Origin of the sequence: Parabacteroides faecalis, assembly GCF_022809355.1 — a bacterium.
GTDB classification, from domain to species: Bacteria; Bacteroidota; Bacteroidia; order Bacteroidales; family Tannerellaceae; genus Parabacteroides; species Parabacteroides faecalis.
Genome location: NZ_JAKZMM010000022.1, coordinates 1 through 24,131 on the forward strand (window position 1 = coordinate 1; position 24,131 = coordinate 24,131).

21 protein-coding genes and 4 tRNA genes are annotated in these 24,131 nt (G+C 41.4%); 19 read left to right on the forward strand and 6 right to left on the reverse strand.

Translation table 11 applies throughout. The features are described 5' to 3' along the window. Nucleotides 1–290 precede the first annotated feature (290 nt). The 10 genes from MUN53_RS09660 (at nt 291) to MUN53_RS09705 (ending at nt 6,717) form a co-directional block, all read left to right on the forward strand. Complete coding sequence (locus tag MUN53_RS09660; protein WP_243325134.1) at nt 291–983, forward strand: energy transducer TonB; 693 nt, start codon at nt 291–293, stop codon at nt 981–983. A gap of 199 nt (nt 984–1,182) precedes the next feature. Continuing rightward, the gene (locus tag MUN53_RS09665) at nt 1,183–2,157 is read left to right on the forward strand and encodes a polyprenyl synthetase family protein (RefSeq protein ID WP_243325137.1); all 975 of its coding nucleotides are present in this window, start codon (nt 1,183–1,185) and stop codon (nt 2,155–2,157) included. Between the two features lies 1 nt (nt 2,158). Further along, the gene (locus tag MUN53_RS09670; RefSeq protein WP_243325139.1) at nt 2,159–2,944 is read left to right on the forward strand and encodes a TatD family hydrolase; all 786 of its coding nucleotides are present in this window, start codon (nt 2,159–2,161) and stop codon (nt 2,942–2,944) included. Nucleotides 2,945–3,088: 144 nt separating this feature from the next. Beyond that, a tRNA-Ser gene (locus MUN53_RS09675) sits at nt 3,089–3,176 on the forward strand. A gap of 76 nt (nt 3,177–3,252) precedes the next feature. Further along, entirely contained in the window at nt 3,253–3,990 is a 738-nt protein-coding gene (locus MUN53_RS09680; protein ID WP_243325141.1) for a MotA/TolQ/ExbB proton channel family protein, read from the forward strand. 8 nt (nt 3,991–3,998) lie between these two features. Beyond that, nucleotides 3,999–4,472, forward strand: a complete 474-nt coding sequence (locus tag MUN53_RS09685) for a hypothetical protein (RefSeq protein WP_243325151.1) — start codon at nt 3,999–4,001, stop codon at nt 4,470–4,472. A gap of 21 nt (nt 4,473–4,493) precedes the next feature. After that, entirely contained in the window at nt 4,494–5,081 is a 588-nt protein-coding gene (locus MUN53_RS09690) for a biopolymer transporter ExbD (protein ID WP_243325159.1), read from the forward strand. 2 nt (nt 5,082–5,083) lie between these two features. After that, nucleotides 5,084–5,551, forward strand: coding sequence for an ExbD/TolR family protein (locus MUN53_RS09695; RefSeq protein ID WP_243325161.1), 468 nt, complete (start codon nt 5,084–5,086; stop codon nt 5,549–5,551). A gap of 184 nt (nt 5,552–5,735) precedes the next feature. Beyond that, nucleotides 5,736–6,209 (forward strand): Lrp/AsnC family transcriptional regulator, encoded by a 474-nt coding sequence (locus MUN53_RS09700; RefSeq protein WP_022456877.1) that lies wholly within the window; start codon nt 5,736–5,738, stop codon nt 6,207–6,209. Next, nucleotides 6,199–6,717, forward strand: coding sequence for a GNAT family N-acetyltransferase (locus tag MUN53_RS09705; RefSeq protein ID WP_243325163.1), 519 nt, complete (start codon nt 6,199–6,201; stop codon nt 6,715–6,717). Before MUN53_RS09700 ends, MUN53_RS09705 begins: the two co-directional genes overlap by 11 nt. A gap of 71 nt (nt 6,718–6,788) precedes the next feature. Here the strand turns inward: MUN53_RS09705 and MUN53_RS09710 are convergent, their stop codons facing one another. From MUN53_RS09710 to purB, 4 genes are all read right to left on the reverse strand, one after another. After that, complete coding sequence (locus MUN53_RS09710; RefSeq protein ID WP_243325165.1) at nt 6,789–8,522, reverse strand: DUF4091 domain-containing protein; 1,734 nt, start codon at nt 8,520–8,522, stop codon at nt 6,789–6,791. Nucleotides 8,523–8,833: 311 nt separating this feature from the next. Then, nucleotides 8,834–10,240 carry an asparagine--tRNA ligase gene (gene asnS / locus MUN53_RS09715; protein ID WP_243325167.1) on the reverse strand — a complete coding sequence of 469 codons (1,407 nt, stop codon included), beginning with the start codon at nt 10,238–10,240 and terminating at the stop codon, nt 8,834–8,836. 16 nt (nt 10,241–10,256) lie between these two features. Next, nucleotides 10,257–11,699 (reverse strand): pseudouridine synthase, encoded by a 1,443-nt coding sequence (locus MUN53_RS09720; RefSeq protein ID WP_243325170.1) that lies wholly within the window; start codon nt 11,697–11,699, stop codon nt 10,257–10,259. A 177-nt stretch (nt 11,700–11,876) separates the two neighbouring features. Continuing rightward, the gene (gene purB, locus MUN53_RS09725) at nt 11,877–13,220 is read right to left on the reverse strand and encodes an adenylosuccinate lyase (RefSeq protein WP_022456872.1); all 1,344 of its coding nucleotides are present in this window, start codon (nt 13,218–13,220) and stop codon (nt 11,877–11,879) included. Between the two features lie 179 nt (nt 13,221–13,399). Here purB and MUN53_RS09730 point away from each other — a divergent pair. From MUN53_RS09730 to MUN53_RS09740, 3 genes are all read left to right on the forward strand, one after another. After that, nucleotides 13,400–13,474, forward strand: a tRNA-Val gene (locus MUN53_RS09730). Nucleotides 13,475–13,501: 27 nt separating this feature from the next. Further along, nucleotides 13,502–13,576, forward strand: a tRNA-Val gene (locus MUN53_RS09735). Nucleotides 13,577–13,604: 28 nt separating this feature from the next. Beyond that, nucleotides 13,605–13,679 (forward strand) — tRNA-Val (locus MUN53_RS09740). 75 nt (nt 13,680–13,754) lie between these two features. On the opposite strand, the gene MUN53_RS09745 is transcribed toward MUN53_RS09740, so the two are convergent. Next, nucleotides 13,755–14,060 carry a PH domain-containing protein gene (locus tag MUN53_RS09745; RefSeq protein ID WP_243325172.1) on the reverse strand — a complete coding sequence of 102 codons (306 nt, stop codon included), beginning with the start codon at nt 14,058–14,060 and terminating at the stop codon, nt 13,755–13,757. A gap of 477 nt (nt 14,061–14,537) precedes the next feature. Between MUN53_RS09745 and MUN53_RS09750 the strand changes: the two genes are divergently transcribed. The 6 genes from MUN53_RS09750 (at nt 14,538) to MUN53_RS09775 (ending at nt 23,408) form a co-directional block, all read left to right on the forward strand. Further along, entirely contained in the window at nt 14,538–16,694 is a 2,157-nt protein-coding gene (locus MUN53_RS09750) for an elongation factor G (RefSeq protein WP_022454556.1), read from the forward strand. Nucleotides 16,695–16,909: 215 nt separating this feature from the next. Further along, entirely contained in the window at nt 16,910–18,025 is a 1,116-nt protein-coding gene (locus MUN53_RS09755) for a site-2 protease family protein (protein ID WP_243325174.1), read from the forward strand. A 10-nt stretch (nt 18,026–18,035) separates the two neighbouring features. Continuing rightward, complete coding sequence (locus tag MUN53_RS09760; protein WP_243325177.1) at nt 18,036–19,019, forward strand: Gfo/Idh/MocA family protein; 984 nt, start codon at nt 18,036–18,038, stop codon at nt 19,017–19,019. A gap of 96 nt (nt 19,020–19,115) precedes the next feature. Then, the gene (locus MUN53_RS09765) at nt 19,116–20,780 is read left to right on the forward strand and encodes an AMP-binding protein (RefSeq protein ID WP_243325179.1); all 1,665 of its coding nucleotides are present in this window, start codon (nt 19,116–19,118) and stop codon (nt 20,778–20,780) included. 181 nt (nt 20,781–20,961) lie between these two features. Further along, on the forward strand, nt 20,962–21,177 hold the full coding sequence (locus MUN53_RS09770) for a hypothetical protein (protein WP_022454552.1): 216 nt from the start codon (nt 20,962–20,964) through the stop codon (nt 21,175–21,177). 134 nt (nt 21,178–21,311) lie between these two features. Then, the gene (locus MUN53_RS09775) at nt 21,312–23,408 is read left to right on the forward strand and encodes an outer membrane beta-barrel family protein (RefSeq protein WP_243325181.1); all 2,097 of its coding nucleotides are present in this window, start codon (nt 21,312–21,314) and stop codon (nt 23,406–23,408) included. Nucleotides 23,409–23,484: 76 nt separating this feature from the next. Here the strand turns inward: MUN53_RS09775 and MUN53_RS09780 are convergent, their stop codons facing one another. Continuing rightward, entirely contained in the window at nt 23,485–24,045 is a 561-nt protein-coding gene (locus MUN53_RS09780; protein WP_243325183.1) for a hypothetical protein, read from the reverse strand. Nucleotides 24,046–24,131: the final 86 nt, after the last annotated feature.

Genomic DNA, 24,131 nt, shown 5'->3' on the forward strand with positions numbered 1-24,131 from the left:
AAATGGCAGGATGGAATTCTGATTTCCTCGTAGAACTACTTGATGCAGACTGGAATCCTCCTTGTAATAAAATAGATTCCAGTAAAAAATGATTGTAATGCGTCAGCCCTGCAGCTGTCAAAAAATTAATTGTTAGCGGGAATTATCTTGGTTTCTCATGACGAGAGGAACAGTTCTCCAAAGATAAAAAATGAAAAATGAGGCGAATTTTTTAGGGAATACGTTTGGCCTTTACAATTTTTTTGTACATTTGCCCATTAGAAAAGCACATTTATTAAAAATAAAGATTTATGGAAGTTAAGAAATCGCCGAAAGCGGACTTGGAAGGCGGCATTGGCATGAGTATCCTGATGGGTATGATTGTCGGTTTGGCTGTTTTATTCGTAGGCTTCGAATGGGGTACGAAAGATGTCCAGGTTGTGACTGCAGACGAAGGAGTTGCAGACATTATCGCTGAAGAAGAAATTGAAATTACGAGACAGGAGAACACGCCTCCTCCACCACCTCCACCACCAGCACCGGCTGTTACCGAAGTGTTGAACGTTGTGGAAGACGATGTGGAATTGGAGCAGCAGGAAATTATTTCATCTGAAGATGATGCTTCAGCTGCCCAGACTGAGACATTCGTTGCACCGGTAGTTGAAGAAGAAGAAGAAGAATCTGCACAGCAGATCTTTACCGTTGTAGAAAAGCAGCCGGAATTCCCGGGTGGTACTGCAGAATTGTTCAAGTATTTGAGCAAAGCTATTAAGTATCCGGTAATTGCACAGGAAAACGGTATTCAGGGTCGTGTAGTTTGTTCTTTCGTTGTAAACCGAGATGGTTCTATTGTAGATATCCAGGTAATGCGTGGTGTTGACCCGTCATTGGATAAAGAAGCAGTTCGTGTGATCAGCGAAATGCCTAAATGGAAACCAGGTGAACAGCGTGGTAAACCAGTACGTGTAAGATTTATCTTGCCGGTACAGTTCCGTTTGCAATAATTTAATTGTTTGGATAGAAAAAAGGCTGCACTTTTGGGTTGCGGCCTTTTTTCATAAATGGGAAGTTGGAGCTTGCAGGTTGGTGAGTTGCCAAGTGAAGCCTTTGCAGGATGTCGTAGATTCAAAAAACGCTGAATCGGGAAACCAGGTGGCTGACTTATACGCTTGAAAACTGAATGGCTCAAAAAATAAATACGTGATGCTGTCATTTGAAGAAATAAGAAAAAACGTAGAAAAAGCAATCAGTGAGTTGCGTTTCGACTATCCGCCCAAAAGTTTATACGACCCGATTGAATACACATTGGCGTTGGGAGGAAAACGGATTCGTCCGGCGTTGGTGTTGATGGCTTATAATCTATATAAGGAAGCAGTGGAGGAAGCGATGGCTCCGGCCATCGGTTTGGAAGTCTTTCATAACTTTACCTTGCTGCACGACGACTTGATGGATGAGGCAGACAAGCGGCGGAACAAACCGACGGTGCATAAAGTATGGAATGCCAATACGGCCATTCTGTCTGGAGATGCCATGTTGATTGCTGCTTATCAGCTGATAGGGAAAACGCCTGCCTGTCATTTGAAACCAGTCTTTGACTTATTTACGCAAACTGCTCTTGAAATCTGTGGCGGACAGCAATACGATATGGAATTTGAAACGCGTACCGATGTGACGGAAACGGAATATATTGAGATGATCCGTCTGAAAACAGCCGTGCTGCTGGCTTGTGCGCTAAAGATGGGAGCTATTTTGGCCGATGCTCCGGCCGAAGATGCCGAACATCTGTATCAGTTTGGCATTCATATCGGACTGGCATTCCAATTGCAGGATGATTTGCTGGATGTATATGGAGATACGGAAACTTTCGGAAAGAATATCGGTGGAGATATCTTGTGCGACAAGAAAACGTTCTTGTTGATTAACGCATTCCGTCTTGCCAATGAACAACAACGCAATGAATTGAACCGGTGGATAGGTGCTAAACCTGAAAATCCGGAAGAAAAGATTGCAGCCGTTACCTATATATATAATGAGTTACGCCTGAAAGAACTTTCGGAACAAAAGATAGAAAGTTATTTCGCCCGTGCGATGGAGCATTTGAAAGCCGTAAAGGTACAGCCGGAGAAGAAAGCCGTATTGAAGCAACTCAGTGAACGATTAATGAACCGACAGTCGTAAGATGAAACTGATCGATACACATAATCATATTTATCTGGAAGAATTTGATCCGGAACAAGACGCCTTGATTCGGGAAGCACAGGATTCAGGCATTGAAGCCTTGCTGTTGCCGAACGTTGATCTGGAAACAATAGACCGGATGCATGCAATTTGTGACCGTTATCCGGACTATCTTTTTCCGATGATGGGCTTGCATCCAACCAGTGTGCAGGCAGATTATGCAGCCGACCTGAAGAAAGTCGAGTCCTGTTTCGGGAAACGGACATACTGTGCCGTGGGAGAAATCGGGATTGACTTGTATTGGGACAAGACTTATCGGGCACAGCAGATCGAAGTATTCGAAGAACAGCTGCGCTGGAGTTTGGATTTGGATCTTCCGGTAGCTATTCATACGCGTGAAGCCTTTCCGGATGTGTTTGATAGTATTTATAAGGTAGGTGCGGATAAGCTGAAAGGAGTATTCCATAGCTTTTGTGGGACCGCCGAAGATTTGGAAACTGTTAAGAAACTTCCCGGATTCAAGATCGGAATCAACGGAGTGGTTACATTCAAGAATTCGAAGCTGGGAGAAGTGCTTCAGGCAACAGATCTTTCACAGATCGTATTGGAAACCGATGCGCCTTATTTGGCTCCGGTTCCATTCCGAGGGAAAAGGAATGAACCGGTTTATATTTGGAAAACGGCCGAGAAATTGGCACAAATTTATCAAACAACCGTAGAAAACGTGGTTTCACTGACTCGAACCAATGCGATTACCCTGTTTAAAAATGTGAATAAAATAATATAGTTGTATAATTTACATTTTACTTAAAATTTCTTTCCTAGATATTGTGCATATATCAATCAAAAAGTTTAGATTTGTGCACTGAAACGTTTGTAATTGGGAAAAAATTCGTAATTTGCACTCGTTTTAGAGAAAGAAGGCTCTCAAGGAGAGATGCTCGAGTGGTTGAAGAGGCACGCCTGGAAAGCGTGTATACGCCTAAAGCGTATCGCGGGTTCGAATCCCGCTCTCTCCGCAAGTCGGAGACTATAAAGCTTGAAAAATGAAATAAACAAATATGAGAATTATTAATCTTAAAAATTAAACACACAATGAAAAAGTATTTTGCAAAAGCATTCTTGGGCTTGTGTGCCCTTGGAACTTCTACAGTAGCATTTGCTCAGGATGCAGCAGCTCCAGCTGTTGAATCAGGTATGCATCAGGCGTTGAAAACAAAGTTTATTGAAGGTGGTGCCGACTTCATGAGTTTGGTTGCTATCGCTTTGATCTTTGGTTTGGCTTTCTGCTTGGAAAGAATTATCTATTTGAACTTGGCTGAAACTAATTCAAGCAAGTTGTTGAAAGGTATCGAAGAAGCACTTGACAAAGGTGATGTAGAAGCTGCAAAGGCTATTGCTCGTGACACAAGAGGTCCTATCGCCTCTATCGCTTATCAGGGTTTGATGAGAATCGACCAGGGTGTTGATGTAGTTGAAAGATCAATCGTATCTTACGGTGGTGTTCAAGGTGGTCTGTTGGAAAAGAACCTGTCTTGGGTAACATTGTTTATCGCAATGGCTCCGTCATTAGGATTCTTGGGAACAGTTGTTGGTATGATCATGGCGTTCGATAAAATCGAACAGGTTGGTGATATCAGCCCGACCGTTGTAGCAGGTGGTATGAAAGTGGCCTTGATCACAACAGTAGGTGGTTTGATCGTTGCTTTGATTCTTCAGATTTTCTACAACTATCTGTTGAGTAAATTGGAATCTCTGTTGAACCAGATGGAAGACGCATCAATCTCATTGATCGACTTGGTTATCAAATACAACCTGAAATTTAAAAAATAATTTGACTTATGGCAGTTACTAAAATACGTAAAATATCCAGTTGGACATTGCTGATCAGTTCGATTATCAGTGTCATTGTACTGGTTATGTTCTACACAGGAGGCGTAGTAGATCCTGCTGCAGAAATGAAGGAGCCGATTTATACCGAGCTTCTGTTGAACTGGACTTATGTATTGTTCTTTGCGACAATCGCATGTACTGTTTTGATGGCATTGTGGCAGTTCGCCGGAGCATTGAAACATGATGCAAAGTCGGCCTTGATGTCTTTATTGGTATTAGTTTTGTTCGTAGCTATGTTGGGTGTTACTTACTCAATGGGTGATGCAACTCCGTTGACTGGCTTGAACGCTGATTCTCAAGTTTACAACACGGCCGGTTGGTTGAAGATTACAGATATGTGGATTTATTCTACTTATATCTTGATCGCTTTGATCCTGATCGTAGCTGTATTGGGTAGTGTAAAGAAAATATTGAATAAGTAATAAGTTAACAGGAAAAGTAAAATGGGTAAGAAAAGAAAGACACCGGGTATCAATGGTTCTTCTTCAGCCGATATTGCTTTCATGTTGCTTATCTTCTTCCTTATTACAACATCAATGGATACAGACCAAGGTTTGGCAAGACGTTTGCCGCCTCCTGTACCTAAAGATCAGAAGAATGATACTGACGTTGATATCAATAAACGTAACTTGCTGGTTGTATTGGTAAGTAGTACAAACCAGGTACTTTGCGGTAACGAAGTTACAGATGTCAAACAATTGAAAGATAAGGTTAAGGAATTCATTGATAATCCGTACAACGATGCCAACAAACCTGAAAAGGTTGAAGTGGATGTTCCGTTCTTCGGAAAGACGATGGTTACTAAGAATCACGTAATTTCTTTGCAGAATGACCGTGGTACTTCTTATCAGGCGTATATCGATGTACAGAATGAGCTGGCAGCAGCTTACAATGAATTGCGTGATGATATTTCAAAGAAGAAATTCGGTAAAGCCTTCATGGATCTGAATGAAGACGAACAGAAAGCGGTACAGATGATTTATCCGCAGAAGATCTCTGAAGCTGAACCTAAAAACTATGGAGGTAAGTAACGATGGGAAAGTTTAGTAAAGCAGGCGGACGTGAAATGCCTGAATTGAACACGTCATCATTACCTGACTTGGTATTCGCGTTCTTGTTCTTCATCATGATGGTAACATCTATGCGTGAAGTAACTTTGAAAGTGCAATTCAAGGCTCCTCAGGCTACCGAGCTTCAGAAATTGGAAAAGAAATCATTGGTTACTTTCATCTATGTTGGTAAGCCGACTCCTGACTTGCAGAAGAAATTCGGTTCTGAAACACGTATTCAGTTGAACGATCAGTTTGCTGAAACTTCAGAAATTCAGGATTACATCGCTCAGGAGAAGTCTAGTATGAAAGAGGAAGATCAGCCGTTTATGACTGTTTCTATCAAAGCTGATAAAGACACAAAAATGGGTGTGATCACCGATATTAAGCAAGCACTTCGTGAAGCGTATGCTTTGAAGATTAGTTATTCTGCTGCTAAGCGTATTGAATAATTAATGCTTGATTGATAAATGAATAAGAAAGTCCCTTGATCCTTTTGGGTCAAGGGATTTTTTTTGCTTTAGAGAGATTTGAGTGACAATACAAAATATTTTCTCGTTTCTTGCTTGAAAAGTATAAGAATATCGTTATATTTGTATCAAAATGTAAGTTTGCATAATTTAAATCGTATTTATTATGGCACACCATCAGTTAGATGAACTAGATGAGAAAATATTAAAGTTAATTATAGGTAACGCGCGAATGCCTTTTTTGGAAGTGGCTCGTGAATGTAATGTTTCTGGTGCAGCAATTCATCAACGTATCCAGAAACTTACGAACTTAGGCGTTATAAAAGGCTCTGAATTTATTGTAGATAACACGAAAGTAGGATATGAGACTTGTGCTTATATCGGTTTATATTTAAACTCTCCGGGACAGTTCCCCACCGTAACAGAGGCTTTGAAGAAGATTCCTGAAGTTGTAGAATGTCATTATACAACGGGGCAGTATGATTTGTTTATTAAGATTTATGCGAAGAATAATCAGCATTTGCTGAGTATTATCCATAACAAATTACAGCCGCTCGGTTTGGCGCGTACGGAGTCTTTGATTTCTTTTAAAGAAGCTTTCAAACGTCAGTTGCCGATCGATCTGAGTGATGATGAATAATAAGAATAGGAGTGAAGAACTGATTATTCGTCGTGCGCAGTTGTCAGACTTGAAGGATATCATGCCTGTGTTTGATTGTGCGCGTCGTTTTATGGCTCAGACCGGTAATCCTACACAATGGGCTGATGGTTATCCTGAACCTTCCTTTATAGCTGAAGAAATAGCCAGCGGACACTGCTACGTATTCGTCGATCCATTAGGGAAGATCGTAGCCACTTTCTGTTATATTGAGGGTGATGATCCGACTTATCATGTAATTGAAGGCGGGAAATGGTTGAATGAAGCGCCTTATGCTGTGTTGCATCGGCTGGCTTCGGATGGAAGTTATTCAGGAATTGCAGACTTATGTTTGGATTGGTGCTTCACAAAGACGGCTAATTTGCGTGTAGATACTCATCAGGATAATAAAGTGCTTCAGCATATTTTATTGAAGCATGGCTTTACGTATTGCGGAATTATTTATGTGCGCAATCACTCTCCACGGTTAGCCTATCAGAAGATTCTTTGAGATGGTAATTGAAATATAAAGCAAAGGCGTACTTCTTGTTTTAGGAAGTGCGCCTTTGTTTTATTTATTCCTTAGAGTGAATTTAATAGCGTATTCGCTTTTTCTACCACTTCTTGCCACGGAAGCTGGCTGTTGTTGATATCTTTTGTGCGGATCTCTTCCAGCACCTTATCCAGTTCCTCCAGGTTTGCACCTTCTTTGCGTAATATCCTTACTTTTTCTGCTGCTTCAATGCCATCAATCAACCGTTCGAATCGGATGGATGAGCGAAGATACGGATAGACCAGATAAGTATCTCCTGAACTCCAATTACCGAAGCGGGAATCATATTGCGGATTTTCTGGCCATGAGTTGTAAGCCCAGCGAAGCATACCGTCATAATCGCAGGCAAGACCATACCAGCCTAATAATTCGGCTTCGTATGGATGAGAGAAAGTAAATGTATTTGGATAGAACGGACCGCAACAAACGTAGAATGTTGTATTGAAGCCATTGGCACGGCGGGCAACGATATCGTCATGATCGACCTTTTGTCCTTGTGATACGCAAACATCACGCATCCTATTATACTTCTTATACGATTTGTGATTATCAGCAATGGCAAATCCCATTTCCGGAGCACATTTTTCCAATACTTTTACTGCCGCGTCCATTTGCTCCGGTGAACGTTCATCCATGGCTATGTTGGTAATGTCTAACCAACCTTTTTCATCCAAATGCTTCTTGAAGTCTGCTAAGAAAGGTTCCCACATTTGAGCAAATTCAGGTTTTCCCGGTGTTGCGACAACTGTAACCTTTTTGTTCTCGGCTTCGTCGAAGTAATCCAATTCACAATTCCATGGAACCATCGAATAACAATTGATCATGCGGTTGATACCGATTGACAACATCATTTCTACCCAGCGATCGAATACCTGGTAATCATAGCTCCAGCTGCCATCTTTATGTCGTGTCCATTTGATCATGTCTTCGTAGGCATCGTAGCATTGATGATTCCAGGGATCTTTATTGAGCGTGGCGGTAATGACTTTCTGACCGGCTTTTGCCAAAGGAATCATCGTCTGTCTTAAGGCTTCGAAGTGTTCGTCGCTCCACATCTGTAAACCTTCTGCTCGTGCTACTGCTGATGGATGTTGCCATAAATCCAGATGGTAACTCCATTGGTCGGGTGTTGGCAGCAGATGGTCAATTACTTTCAGTTGGATCGGGAATGAAATCTTTCCCTTGTCTTGACTTTTGACCGTTACTGTAGAAGTATAAACACCGGCAACGGCATCTTGCGGTACTTGGATCGTAATCCATACCGGATGAGTTGTGCGGGGAGCCATATCGAAACGAGACAATGAATCCAACATATCCGGCATCAATACGCTAGGACCGCCTTTCTTGAATTCCGGAGAATTAATATCTGCCAGTGTATATCTTACGAAACGAGCCTGAGCAATCGTACTCGGTAAAGATGCATTGTCTGCTTTGAAGTCATCAATATGACAGGTGACGCCATTGGCGCCTTCAGCAGCCCAAAGAAGAAGTTGTGCGGAGGCTTTTTCTCCACGCCAGGCAACTAATGCGCAAGGTTTGTCTGCTAAAACCTGAGGAACTTCACTACGAGAGTAGCGCCAATCAATACTTCCCCATGCACCATTCAGCTGTTTTCCTGTTTGGTTCCAGAGGTTTTCTGCTTCAGTACTAATGGCTACCGGATCTTCTGCTTCCTGAAATGTCGTAACAGGAACATACTTTTGCTCTTGACAACCGAAGAAAGCAAGAGCTAGAAATGCAAGCATTGTGTTTTTCAATTCCATACTATTTATTTTAATTGAATAAATCATGAACGATTATTGATTCATTTATTAACTAAGAAATCTTTATTCGCCCAGGGCGAACATATATTCGGTGTGGGCGATTATATATTCAACGTGGGTGAATATATAATCAGCGTGGGCGAACAAAGTAAAATTCATCTATTCTTTCATAAAACAATGTTATTATCAAAAGTATTGCTTGATGGATGAACTGAATTAGAATTTATCAAAAAAAGAAGGTGCGCCCAACGTCTTGATTGGTAATACCAGTAAACGTTTTGACGCACCTTGTTTTTATGCGGATTTCTTAATTAGAATTCTGCATTATTCGGAGTACGCGGGAACGGAATCACATCGCGGATGTTGGCCATACCTGTAACGAATAATAACAATCGTTCGAAACCAAGACCAAAACCAGAATGAGGAACCGTACCAAAGCGGCGAGTATCCAAATACCACCACATATCTTTCATCGGGATATTCAATTCCTGAATGCGGTTGTAAAGCTTATCGTAATCAGCCTCACGTTCAGAACCACCGATGATTTCACCGATCTTCGGGAACAGAACGTCCATAGCACGAACAGTCTTTCCGTCTTCGTTCTGTTTCATATAGAACGCCTTGATTTCTTTCGGGTAATCTGTCAGGATAACCGGACGTTTGAAATGTTCTTCCACCAAGAAACGTTCGTGTTCTGAAGCCAAATCAACACCCCAGTAAACCGGGAATTCAAATTTGTGGCCTTTCGCAACAGCTTCTTCCAGAATCTTGATACCTTCTGTATAAGGTAAGCGGACGAATTCGTCTTTCAAGACACCTTGCAAGCGTTCGATCAAGCCTTTGTCGAACATATCGTTCAGGAATTTAACATCGTCCATGCAATTGTCGAGAGCCCATTGTACGCAGTACTTAATGAATTCTTCTGCCAATTCCATGTTGTCGTTGATGTCATTGAAGGCAACTTCCGGTTCAATCATCCAGAACTCAGCCAAGTGACGAGGAGTATTGGAGTTTTCAGCACGGAAAGTCGGACCGAATGTATAGATCTGACCCAAAGCTGTTGCAGCCAATTCACCTTCCAACTGACCAGAAACCGTCAGACTTGTCTGCTTTCCGAAGAAGTCATCGTCGTAAAGGATAGAGCCGTTCTCGTCTTTCTTCAAGTTATACAGGTTCTTCGTAGTTACCTGGAACATCTGTCCTGCACCTTCACAGTCGGAAGCCGTGATAATAGGTGTATGGAAGTAGAAGAAACCTTTGTCATGGAAGAATTTATGAATCGCATAAGCCATGTTATGACGAATACGGAAAACGGCACCGAATGTATTCGTACGCGGACGCAAGTGAGCGATTTCACGCAAGAACTCCATCGAGTGACCTTTCTTCTGTAACGGATAAGTTGCCGGATCAGCTGTACCGTAGATTTCAATTTCGGTAGCTTGGATTTCGACTGACTGACCTTTTCCTTGCGACTGCACTAAAGTACCGTTTACACTGATACTGGCACCAGTCGTGATCGGTTTCAGAAACTCTTCACCTAATTTATCTACATCAACAACGATTTGAACATTATTTATTGTAGAACCGTCGTTCAGCGCAATAAAGTTTACTTGTTTACTGCCACGGCGAGTACGAACCCAACCTTTTACATTAACGGTAGAGCCAAAAGCTGTGCTTTTGAGCAAATCTACAATCTTTGTTCTTTTTATTGTTTCCATTATATTATTAGTTTTATTATTCGAAAGCACCCATGCGCAATGCGTTTACTTCTTTTTCGTTCAGATAACGCCATTTACCGCGGCCCAGGTTTTTCTTCGTCAGACCGGCGAAATATACACGATCCAATTTAACGACGTGGTAACCTAATGATTCGAAGATACGACGAACAATACGGTTACGGCCTGAATGGATTTCGATACCTACCTGGCTCTTGTCTGTTTCGCTTGCATAGCTGATAGCGTCTGCATGGATTTCACCGTCTTCCAGTTCCAAACCGTTGGCGATTTTCTCCATATCTTCTACAGAAACATTCTTATCCAACCATACATGATAGATCTTCTTCTTCTTGAATGACGGATGAGTCAGTTTAGAAGCCAGATCACCATCGTTCGTTAATAACAATACACCGGTTGTATTGCGGTCCAGACGGCCTACCGGATAGATTCTTTCTGTACAAGCGTGTTTTACCAAATCCATTACAGTCAGACGTTCCTGTGGATCATCAGATGTAGTCACACAGTTCTTCGGTTTGTTCAGGATGATGTAAACCTTGCTTTCAATCTGAACCGGTTTGTCGTTGAAAGTTACTTTATCTGAACGAGTAATCTTTGTACCCAATTCTGTTACTACAACGTCGTTTACTTTTACATTACCTGCCTGGATGAATTCATCTGCCTCACGACGAGAGCAAACACCTGCATTCGACAAGAATTTGTTCAAACGGATCGGTTCGTTCGGATCTGCCAATACTTCCTTATACTTCAATTGTTTCTGGAAGTTGTATTTAGCATTCGGATTGTAATTGTTAGAACGACGATTGTTGTTATTGTTCGGACGACGATTGTTGTTATTACGTCCGTTGTTTGCGTTATAACGGCCGCCACCGTATGCGTTTCCGCCACCGTAGTTATTGCCGTATGGACGTGGAGCTGCTCCGCGATTATCCTGACGGTTATCGAAGTTTGTACGGTTTTCACCTACACGCGGTCTTCTTTTCTTTACCGGTGCACCTTCCGGGTTGTTAGGTAAAGCATTGGGGTTGCTGCTATAAACCGGACGGTTGAAAGCACGTTGATCGTTGTTCGGATTGTAGGCCGGACGATTTCCATACTGACGGTTTTGATTATACCCTCCGTCACGATTCGGATTGTTGTAATTCGCGTTACGGTTATTACCATACTGGCGGTTGTTTCCATATCCGCCACGATTGTCATAACGTTGCTGATAACCTTGGTTGCCATAATCATTATACGACTGGCGATCTCCATAAGAACGATAACCTCCTCGGTCATTGTTTGCCGGTCGGTTGTACGGTCTGCGTTCATAGTTACCTTCCTGACGGTTGTAACCAGCGTTATAAGGTCTTCCACCGTCTTCTGCATTTTCTCTGTAGCCCGTTACTTTTCTTGGGCGTGCTGCTGGCTGCTGCTGTGCCTCGTCTCTTTCTTCTGTACTCATTGTTGTATTTATTATAATAAAGGTTTATAATTGATAGCCTCACGGCTACCTTTGATTTTTTATTGTATGATTAAAATTAGGAGATAAAATAGCATTGATTCTGTTTATTATCAAAGTAGTCCGGTTGATCGATTAGCAATTGTCCGGAACTACTTTGATGCCTTTTTCTCCTTGTTTTTAAATTCCTGTATAATTATGCGGTGTAATCGCTCTTAATTCTTCTTTTACGCGATCACTGACCTGCAATGTTTCAATAAAATCTTTGATCGACTGTTCGGTGATGCCTGCATTGGTACGGGTAAGCGCCTTCAATGCTTCGTAGGGTTTCGGATAACCTTCCCGGCGTAAAATCGTTTGGATTCCTTCTGCCACGACTGCCCAACATTTGTCAAGGTCTGCTTCCAAGGCTTTCTCGTTCAGCAATAATTTACCCAGACCTTTTAACAGACTCTTGAAGGCAATTTCGATGTGTGCCATCGGAACACCAATATTTCTCAGAACCGTTGAGTCTGTCAAGTCACGCTGTAAGCGGGAAATCGGAAGCTTTGTTGATAAATGTTCCAGGATTGCGTTGGCAATTCCTAAGTTTCCTTCTGCATTTTCGAAGTCGATCGGATTGACTTTATGCGGCATGGCCGATGAACCTACTTCGCCAGCTTTGATTTTCTGCTTGAAATATTCCATCGAAATATATTGCCAGAAGTCGCGGTTCAAGTCAATCAGGATGGTATTGATTCGTTTCATGCCATCGAAGATAGCACCCAGATTGTCGTAGTTGGAGATTTGTGTTGTCCACTCTTCGCGTTGTAATCCTAATGACTCACTGACGAACTTGTTACCGAAAGCTTTCCAGTCATATTCCGGATAAGCCACGTGATGCGCGTTGAAGTTTCCGGTAGCACCTCCGAATTTGGCTGAAACAGGTATTGCCTTCAATAGGTTCAGTTGCTGTTTCAAGCGATAAACGAACACCATGATTTCTTTTCCTAAGCGGGTAGGAGAAGCCGGTTGTCCGTGAGTCTTGGCCAACATCGGGATATTCATCCATTCGTTTGCATACGTCTCTAATGTCTGGATCACTTCTTCCAGTCCTGGATAATAAACCTCATTCAGCGCTTCTTTCAGCGATAAGGGAATAGACGTGTTGTTGATGTCTTGTGATGTCAGTCCGAAATGAATGAACTCATGATATTTTTCAGCCAGGAAATGGTCTGTTTTTTCTTTGATGAAATACTCAACGGCTTTGACATCATGGTTGGTTACCTTCTCAATTTCTTTTACTCGCAAAGCATCTTCTTCCGTAAAATCTTTATAAACATTGCGAAGCCAAGTTTTTACTTCTTCCGTATTTAATTCACTTAATTGCGGAAGATATTCAGACAGAGCTATCAAATACTCAATCTCCACGCGCACTCTATATCTAATCAGCGCGAATTCAGAAAAATAAGCTGCCAGGTTCTCAGCTTTGTTCCAATATCGCCCGTCAACAGGCGAGATGGCTGTTAGTGTCGATAGTATCATTTTTCCTTTAATACATTATATATTATGTAGAGTTGCAAAGTTAATGCTTTTCCTGGTATGTATATGCAAAAGCAAAGTTTTTTTATTTTTTTCTCCGAAAATGTTTGGAGGTTTCAAAAAAAGCCGTACCTTTGCACCGTCTTAAAGAGATAAGGCGTACAAAACATGATGAATGAAAAGGGCGTTTAGCTCAGCTGGTTCAGAGCATCTGCCTTACAAGCAGAGGGTCGGCGGTTCGAATCCGTCAACGCCCACTTTTCAAAATAATCAACCGATTAATCGGGCGTTTAGCTCAGCTGGTTCAGAGCATCTGCCTTACAAGCAGAGGGTCGGCGGTTCGAATCCGTCAACGCCCACTTTTCAAAAACAATCAATCGATTAATCGGGCGTTTAGCTCAGCTGGTTCAGAGCATCTGCCTTACAAGCAGAGGGTCGGCGGTTCGAATCCGTCAACGCCCACACTTCTATCAAGCATCCATTTGGATGCTTTTTTTGTTTCTACACAATTCATCGATTGTATTTATTACGACTGCTTTATAATTTCAGTTGTATTTGTCTGATTATTTCTTCCCGCTGTTCGCTGCTGGTGACGTAAATCTTTCCGCTTTTCGTGCGGATATAAAAGGCTTGGCTGTAATTTCCGACGAAAGCCGTGTATTTCCCTAATTCTTTATTTCGGAAAAGTCCGGTGTAACCTAAAAAGCCTCCGTTTCCCATCAGACGAATATCCGAATGATAATCCTTATATGGTTCGATTTTTTCTATTGCAGAAAAGGGAATTTCTTTTATACCAGCCAGCTTACAGATCGTCAGTTTGTCATCGCCTAATTTTAAAGACATAGGTGCTTGTAAAACGAAATAAACGCTCAAGAGTAATACGATTGAAAAAGCGCTGATTACCCATGTGTTAAACTCGTTGATTTTCGTAGATAAGTAATAGATTGTTAACTGATTATTGATTATAAATAGGTTATAAACTAATTAATTCACATTTGTGATCTAATTAATTTACCTATGTGAATTGATTGATTCATATTAGTGATTTAATTAATTCATATAGGTGAATTAATTAATATATCAGCTATTTGATATGAAAAGAGGAAGGGGACGAATTTAGTTGGTGCGGGATTTGTCAGGAATTTTTCTTGGGATCCATCCGATTTTAAGAGAGGAAGATAAGTTTCTGTTGGATAACATAATTGTCAAACATCACAGAATAAATTGTTTATCTCCGCAACAATTCCTAATTTGCGGTCGTGACTTCAAAACGTCACATATATTTCTATATTGTTAAACCTAAAAAAAGCTGATATCATCATGAAAGTATATCAAACAAACGAAATCAAGAACATTTCAATATTGGGCAGTTCAGGCTCTGGGAAAACCACTCTCGCTGAAGCAATGCTTTACGAGGGTGGAGTTATAAAACGTCGTGGTAGTGTTGAGAATGGTAACACTGTATGCGACTATTTCCCGGTTGAGAAAGAGTATGGCTACTCTGTATTCTCGACCGTTTTTAGTGTGGAATGGCAGGATCGTAAACTGAACTTCATTGATTGTCCGGGTTCAGACGACTTTATTGGTGGTGCTGTTTCGGCCTTGAACGTAACCGATACGGCTTTGATGGTATTGAATGCGCAATATGGTGTAGAAGTAGGAACGATCAATCAGTTCCGTTATACCGAACAATTCCATAAGCCGGTTATCTTTGTTGTCAATCAGTTGGATAATGATAAAGCCGATTATGACGGAACAATTGCCCAGTTGCAAGACCGTTGGGGAAGCAAGGTTGTTCCTATCCAATATCCGGTTACTTGCGGAGCTTCATTTAATGCCGTAGTCGATGTATTAAAGATGAAGATGTATCGCTGGAAACCCGAAGGTGGTGTTCCCGATGTACTGGAAATTCCGGCAGAAGAAAGCGAAAAAGCCATGGAATTGCATAAGGCTCTTGTAGAAGCCGCTGCAGAACATGATGATGTTTTGATGGAAAAATTCTTTGAAGAAGGAACATTGAGCGAAGACGATATGCGTGCCGGTATCCGTGCCGGATTGGTAACACGTGATATGTTCCCTGTATTCTGTGTATGTGCAGGTCGCGATATGTGCGTACGTCGTACATTGGAATTCTTGGGAAATGTAGTTCCTTGTACAGATAAGATGCCGCGTTTGGTAACTACCGAAGGCGTAGAAGTAACTCCTGATTCAAATGGTCCGACCAGTCTGTTCTTCTTCAAGACAACGGTTGAACCGCATATCGGACAGGTTTCTTATTTCAAGGTATTGTCGGGAAAAGTTAAATCAGGCGATGATTTGCTGAATGCCGACCGTGGTTCGAAAGAACGTATTGCCCAGTTGTTTGTAACGGATGGACAAACACGTACGGAAGTTCCGGAAATGGTAGCCGGTGATATCGGTGCTACAGTTAAACTGAAAGATGTTCGTCGTGGGAATACCTTGAACGGTAAGGGTTGTGACTATCGTTTTGACTTTATTAAATATCCGGATCCGAAGTATCGTCGGGCTATCAAGCCGGTAAACGAAGCCGATGCTGAAAAGATGATGGAAATCCTGACTCGTATGCGCGAGGAAGACCCGACTTGGGTAATCGAACAGTCAAAAGAGTTGAAGCAGACAATTGTTTCCGGTCAGGGAGAATTCCATCTGCGTACACTGAAATGGCGTATTGAAAACAACGATAAACTGCCGGTAGAATTCCTGGAACCGAAGATTCCGTATCGTGAAACTATTACCAAAGCGGCTCGTGCCGATTATCGTCATAAGAAACAATCGGGTGGTGCCGGTCAGTTCGGTGAAGTACATTTGATCATAGAACCGTATTACGAAGGTATGCCGGCTCCGGATTCTTATCGTTTCGGTGGTCAGGAATATAAGATGAACGTACGTGATACGCAGACTGTTGATTTGGATTGGGGCGGTAAACTGGTATTTGTAAACTGTATCGTAGGTGGTGCCATTGATGCTCGTTTCTTGCCGGCTATCTTAAAAGGCATCATGGGACGTATGGAACAAGGTCCGTTGACTGGTTCTTATGCCCGCGACGTTCGTATTTGTGTTTATGATGGAAAGATGCACCCGGTTGACAGTAATGAAATCTCTTTCATGCTGGCAGGACGTAATGCTTTCAGTACAGCCTTCAAGGAAGCTGGTCCTAAGATTTTGGAACCGATCTATGATGTGGAAGTTTCTGTACCGGCAGATTTCTTGGGTGATGTTATGAGTGACTTGCAAGGACGCCGTGCCTTGATCATGGGTATGAACAGTGAAAAAGGATTTGAGAAACTGTTGGCTAAAGTTCCGTTGAAGGAATTATCCAACTATTCAACTTCCTTAAGTTCAATCACGGGCGGACGTGCTTCCTTCACCATGAAGTTTGCTTCTTATGAACTGGTTCCGTCGGATGTTCAGGAAAAACTGTTGAAGGCATACGAAGCTTCACAAGCAGAAGAATAATTCAAACAGATAAAATGAGTACTAGGATTGTAGCCACTCGCTTTGGGTGGCTACAATTTTTTTATTACTTGGTTTCAGCGGTAGCTGGTTTCTTATTTTGTTCAGAAGGAAAACTGATCTTTTATCCCGAATCAAAGCTTTTTCTTTTTCCGACTTTTCCAAGCTTATCCCAATAACATTTAATATCTTTGTTTAAACATTTATCTTTCGATATTATGAATCAGAAACAAAAGTCGATCTTATATCAAGTTGTTTTTTTCTTTTTATGCTTGGCCGTAGGAGCTTTTATTGGAGCTTTACTGGCACGTTCGGATAAGTCAGCGATACAGCTTTTGCCTGCCCTTATTGAACTTTTGATCTTTATTCCGGCATTAGTCATTTTACAAATTATTATTCATGAAGCCGGACACATGCTTGCAGCCTTGGCTTCGGGTTGGGAATTTCTTTCTTTTCGAATCTTTAAGTTTACCATTAGTCGGAAAGATGGAAAATTCCATTTCTCGGTCTTTCATATTCCGGGAACGGCTGGTCAATGTTTGATGATGCCTCCCGAGCACCCTTTGAGTCCGTCCCAATTATCTTTCTATAATATGGGTGGTGTATTGCTCAATTTGGGTACGGCTGTGTTAGCTCTTTTGTTACTGTTGATTCCGGCTATAAACCAATCCGGTACGGGGATTCGTCTATTGATCGTTTTTATGGGGGCAGGTATCCTTATGGCAGTTAGTAACGGCATACCTTTTGTAGCGGGTGGCATTCCCAACGATGGGATGAACAACCGGATGCTTAAACGAGATCCTCTTTCCCGACAAATATTTATAGATGTCATGCGTATCAATGGCTTTATTCAGAAAGGAATCCGTTTGAAAGATATTCCTTCTGCCTATTTCCATGCGGAAGATCAGCTGGATTGTGCCAATACGATACAGGTAATGGCATGTTTCTATCAGTTGGCACGTGCATTAGACCAATTGGACTTTGAGAAAGCGAACGAACTGGTTGATGAAATGGTCCGGCATAAAAAGGATATGGTTTATCTCTATCAGCAAGAACTTACTTGTGAGGAAATCTTTCTCCGTCTGATCCGTCAGACACCCAAGCAAGATATAGCACGGCTTCTCACGAGCGATATGCAGAAATACATTCGTCTGAACCAATCATATCGGCTCTCTGCTTTGCGGTTGGCATATACTTTGGCTAAGCTGTATGAGCAAGATGAAGCCAAGGCTGAACAGCTTTATCAACAATTCTCGCGTTTATGTACCCGTTATCATTTGTTAGGAGAGATTGAAGGAGAGAAGGCGCTTATTGAATATGTAAAACAATTATAAACGAATGAACATGCAACCAATATTGAAAGTCGGCATTCTAGGAGCCGGACATATTGCCAGTAAGATGGCAACAACTTTACAAGGTATGGAACAGGCGGAACTTTATGCCGTAGCGGCGCGAGATCTGACTAGGGCAGAGCAATTCGCTTCCGAATTTCAGGCTAGGAAAGCGTACGGAAACTATGAAGCTCTCGTTGATGATCCGGAAGTGGATTTGATTTACATTGCTACGCCGCATTCGCATCATTTCGAACCGGCCCGTATGTGCCTGCTTAAAGGGAAACCGGTTTTGTGTGAGAAAGCTTTTACAGCCAATGCCCGTGAAGCTGAAGAACTGATCCGGATCTCGCAGGAACAGCATGTTTATTTGGCCGAAGCAATATGGACTCGCTATATGCCCTTCTCAAAGACAATCCGAGAAATGGCAGAAAGTGGTATTATTGGTAAACCGATGATGCTGACGGCTAATCTGGGATACGTCATTTCAGAGGTTGAACGTATCGCCAGACCGGATCTTTGTGGCGGAGCTTTGTATGATTTGGGTGTTTATCCGATCAATTTTGCCCTCTTGACATTTGGAAATGAGATTGAGAAGATTACTTCTACTTGTGTGAAGAATGCTGCAGGCGTTGATATGCAGAATAGTATTACGTTTACGTATCGCGATGGTCGTATGGCAGTGATGCAGACGACCGCCTTTTGTGCAACCGACCGTATGGGAATTATCTCAGGGGATAAAGGCTATATTGTAATCGATAATATCAACAATCCCCAGCTGGCTGTTGTTTATAATACGGAACATCAGGAAATCGCCCGTCGGACTTGTCCTCCGCAGATTACCGGATTCGAGTATCAGGTACAAGAGGCAGCAGATGCAATTCGTGAAGGACGGATTGAACCTGTTTCGATGCCTCACGAAGAAAGTTTGCGCGTAATGCGGATGCTGGACGAGCTTCGTAAAGAATGGGGAGTGTGTTTCCCAATGGATAAATAAGCTTTCCGACAGGACGAAAAGACTGATTCCGAGGTATAAATAATAGAGGGCAAAGACAAAAATCGTATCTTTGCGCGAAATAGACAGATACATAATATGATACAAGAGAATTTTATCAAGATTTACGAGAAAAGTTTCCAAGAAAACTGGGATTTACCGGCATTGACCGACTATGTAGAACAAAAAACACTGACGTTTGCCGACGTAGCCAAGGAGATTGCCCGTTTCCATATCCTTTTCAGGGAGTGTCAGATCCGGCGAGGAGACAAAATAGCCTTGATTGGTCGCGATTGTGCCAATTGGTGTGTCGTCTATATGGCTGCCGTCACGTATGGAGCGATTATCGTACCTATTTTACCCGATTTCAATCCGAATGACGTGCATCATATCATCAATCATTCCGAATCGGTCTTCTTGTTTGTGAGTGATCGGATTTGGGATACACTGGAAGAAGAGAAAATCAGTGAAATCCGAGGCGTATTCTCATTGACGGACTTCAGATGTCTGCATCAGCGTGACGGAGAGAATATTCAGAAGCTCTTGAAAGAACTCGATAGCCGGTTTACGGAAGAATATCCGAATGGATTCACCCGTGAAAATATTCGATACGCTGATTTGGACAATGATAAAGTAGTCTTGTTGAATTATACTTCCGGTACGACCGGCTTCAGTAAAGGTGTAATGCTGACGGGAAACAATCTGGCCGGTAATGTGACGTATGCCCGTACACTCGATGTCTTGTTCAGAGGAGAACGAGAGTTGTGTTTCCTGCCGTTGGCTCATGCGTATAGCTGTGCCTTCAATTTCCTGGTACCGATGGCATTCGGAGCACATGTCTTTCTGTTAGGAAAGTTACCTTCTCCGAAAATTCTGTTGAAAGCCTTCGAAGAAGTCAAACCGAACCTTATTCTGACGGTTCCGTTGATTTTGGAAAAGATCTATAAGAAGATGATCGCTCCGCAACTCAATAAGCGAACGATGAAACTGGCCATGAGTGTCCCGTTGTTGAATGACCGTATTTATGCTCAGATTAACAAGAAACTGACCAACGCTTTGGGCGGTCGTTTCCGTGAAGTCATCGTAGGAGGAGCCGCCATGAATCAGGAAGTAGCCGATTTTCTGTATAAGATCAAATTCCCTTATACCATCGGATACGGTATGACCGAGTGTGGTCCGTTGATCAGTTACGATAATCATAAAGAGTACGTTCCGACATCCTGTGGGCAAATATTGAAGGGTATCATGGAAGTCCGTATTGATTCTGAAGATCCTTATAATAAGGTAGGAGAGATTCAGGTACGTGGAGAGAATGTCATGAAAGGATATTATAAGAATGAAGAGGCAACTCGGAATGTTTTCACAGATGACGGTTGGTTGAAGACCGGCGACCTAGGTACGATTGATGTCAATAAGCGCATTTATATCCGTGGTCGGAGCAAGACGATGATATTAAGTTCGAATGGACAGAATATCTATCCTGAAGAAATCGAAGCCAAACTGAACAACCTGCCTTTCGTATTGGAAAGCCTGGTTGTTGAGCGGGAAGGAAAGCTGGTAGGTCTTGTTTATCCGGATTATGATACTGTTGATAGTACGGGTATTCGTCATGAAGATCTTCCAGCTATTATGGAACAGAATCGGAAAGATTTGAATAAGTTGCTAGCTCCTTATGAAGCGGTCACATCTATTATTCTATATCCGACCGAGTTTGAGAAAACTCCCAAGCGGAGTATTAAACGGTATTTATACGAAAACTATTGAGGCTTTAGTTGCTGGGAAAAGTAGCTGAATTGGTTTGTAGGCATGAGAAAGATCTGAAAAATGAGAAAAATTTAAATTTTTTGATAAAAAAGTTGGTCTATGCTGTACAACATATAAAATTAATGCATACTTTTGCACCGTTTTCAAGAAGAAATTATAGACCGTTTAATTTTAGAACAAAATGAAAAAGTTAGTTGCTTTTGCTGCCGTAGTTGCAGCAGTATCATTTGCATCTTGTGGCAATAAGTCATCAGAAACTGCTGAAGTTGCTGAAGCTACTGAAGCAGAAGTTGCAGCTCCTGCAGAAGAAGTTGCTCCTGCTGCTGCTGATTCAACTGTTGCAGCTCCTGCTGATTCAACAGCTGCAGTTGCTACAGAAGCTACTCCGGCTGAATAATTTCAGTTGGTTTAGTTAGGAAACAAGGACAGTCTGTATGTGCCAAAAGCATACAGACTTTTTTATTTTTATTTTGTTACCAAACAAATCTATCTTTCATCCGGTTCTTTTATCGAGAACATAATATCAATTTTATGAATAGAATATCATATGTCGTGGCATTCCTTTGTTTAGGTATATCGGCTTATGCGCAGGATCTAGCCGGTGATACTACATTAAATAGAACAATAGACGAAGTAGAAGTGATTGGTAAATATGCTTCAGGTATAAGTGGTGGTCCGCTCAGAACTTTACAGGTAGAAAGACAATTAAGTGCTGTATCTGTTACTGCAGCAGAAGCTATCAGGCAACTTCCTTCGATTGTTACAGACATAGAAGGTGGCGTCACTTTTAGGGGCAGTAATAAATCCGGTTTGTTCATTAATGGAATACCGTATGGTTTGATGGAAGAATATAGTGGAGATGTGTTGATTCAGTTGCCGGCTTTGTTCTTTAATAAAGTAGGACTGCAAGTATATCCAGATATTACATGGGTTCCTGATGGTGATGCCGGTGTATTGAATTTGTCGTCCTCCGCTTTTCCTTCTTCAGAAAGAGTATCTCCTTTATCTCTTTCCTTGGGAGCTGGTTGGCATGAACGTTACAATGCCGGAGCTGTGTTGAATCTGAATCCCGGAAGATTTCATATCAATGCTAAGTACAATTATCGGAAAGAGTTTCGGTCACGAACATTCAGCAAGACAACGACCACGAAGCAGAATACTACTGTGATGAATAATAATGCAGCTGCTAGGCCGGATGTTCATTTGGCAGAGTTGCGACTTGGTTATGATATATCCGAAAACGATCAGATAGGTGTTTCTGGTTTATTTTATGTTATGGACTATAGCCGTTATGGACGTATCAATAATCAGGTATTCAATCCGCAGGGAGACAGAATGAAATATGTAATCCGAAATCGGTATAATGATCAATATCAATCAGCTTGGTCGGCTGATACTTATTGGAAACATCAGTTTCAACAGGGAAGTCATTTGTCGGCTCTCTTTCATTATAATAATTTCAAGTATGATGAGGATAATGACTATAAGAATGAGAACCCTAATAATCAGCAGATCATAGCTGAAGATAATCAGTTTATCAATCATGATAAACATAATTACTTTTGGAAATTGAACTATGTATATCCTTTCGGAGAGAACTATTCTTTTCAAGCTGGTTATATCGGTCGTTTAACCAATGAGTCACATCGAAATGAAGTAAATGCCAAGCAGAATGGAGAATGGTCTCCGACGCTTGCCAAGAATTATGATTATTCGTTCCAACGATATTTGAATTTGTTGTTTTTTTCATTTGGGAAAAAAACAACAAGCTGGAATGCAGAAGTCGGTTTACAGGCTGAATTTACGAATCGGAAGATAAATGAGACATTACCTTCAGCCACCAATTTACAGGAAACAAAAGCTCATTGGTTTCATGTATATCCAAGAGCCTTGGTGGCATATACCTTTCATCCACGACATACGCTTCAATTAACTTATCAGCAACGTGTCATCCGACCTTTGGGTTCTGAATTAAGTTCTTTTATAGACAATACGGATATAACACATGTAATTGTGGGGAACCCGTCTTTACACGATGAATATATTCATACGTTGGAGCTAAATTGGCAATGGGTATTATCTAATTTTCGTATGACGCCGGCCATATATTATAGGAATAGGCAGAATCGTATTGTAGAGATAGCAACACAGCAGGAGGAAGAAACTTTATGGCAGAAATGTAATAGTGGAACAAGTCAAACGTTTGGTGCAGATTTGTCTCTTCGTTGGCAACCTCTTCGCTTGTTGGATTTAGGTTTTGCTGGAGATATCTTCCGAGATGAAATTGATGGCCGGACAATCGGATATGATATTAGGAAATCTTTGTGGTGTTGGGATGTTAAGGGAAATGTATCCATACATATTACTCCTTCTACCGAACTACAAGTAGATGGTTTCTATATTTCTGACCAGTTGACTGTTCAGGGTAAAATAAAAAGTCATTATACTGTCAATGTTGGTTTGTCTCAATATTTTGCAAAGCGAAAGTGGTGCGCTCAAATTAGCGTGAATAATTTATTTGATTCGCTGGAAGAAACAACTTTGATTGATTCGGATCAGCTGCAACTCACTCAAAAGCGGAATCGTGATCCACGTGTTGCCTGGTTAACTCTGACTTATACTTTATAAAAGAAAAGTGTCTCTTTGGAAGATGAATGTCTTTCATCTTTCAAAGAGACAGCTATATATATGATAGCTGTTAAGGTTATTTTTCCCGTTGTATAGTAGGAAATGAACTTAATTTCCCTTGTTCAATTTTCTGATTGAGTTCTTCTACGATATGTACATAGTCCATTCTTCTTCCGCATGCATGAATTTCCAATAATGGATTTTTATCAAGAATATTTTCCATCAAAGTATCCATGGGCGGTGCTTCAGTAAGTTTACTGTATTCTTCGTATGTAAATTTCAAGAATGCGACCTGTGGATTGATTCCTTTATTATCTAACCAATACGCTTGTTTTAAAGGCGTTGGTAAACATAGTTTTCCACCAATCAATAAATCTTTTGGGTGTGGATAAGAGATGATACGGCTTTTGGATTGATCCATTATGACAGGAACATTATGTGAATAATCTGCCTTTGTTTTGTATACGTAAACAATTGGAGAGGCAACAGATGAAAGATGTTCCGTTTGCTGGATCTTGTCTTGTGTTGCTGATTCTTTTATCATGCTATTATTTGTTTCAGATTCTGTTTGTACTGTTTTACAGCTGATAGCACCAGTAAGTATCCAAACAAAATAGAATACAATGTATTTATTCATATTGTTTATTTTAGGTTGGTAACGAACTCGATTCGAAAATTTGAGCAGCCGGATTTATCCGGCTACTCAAAATGAAGCTTAGTCTT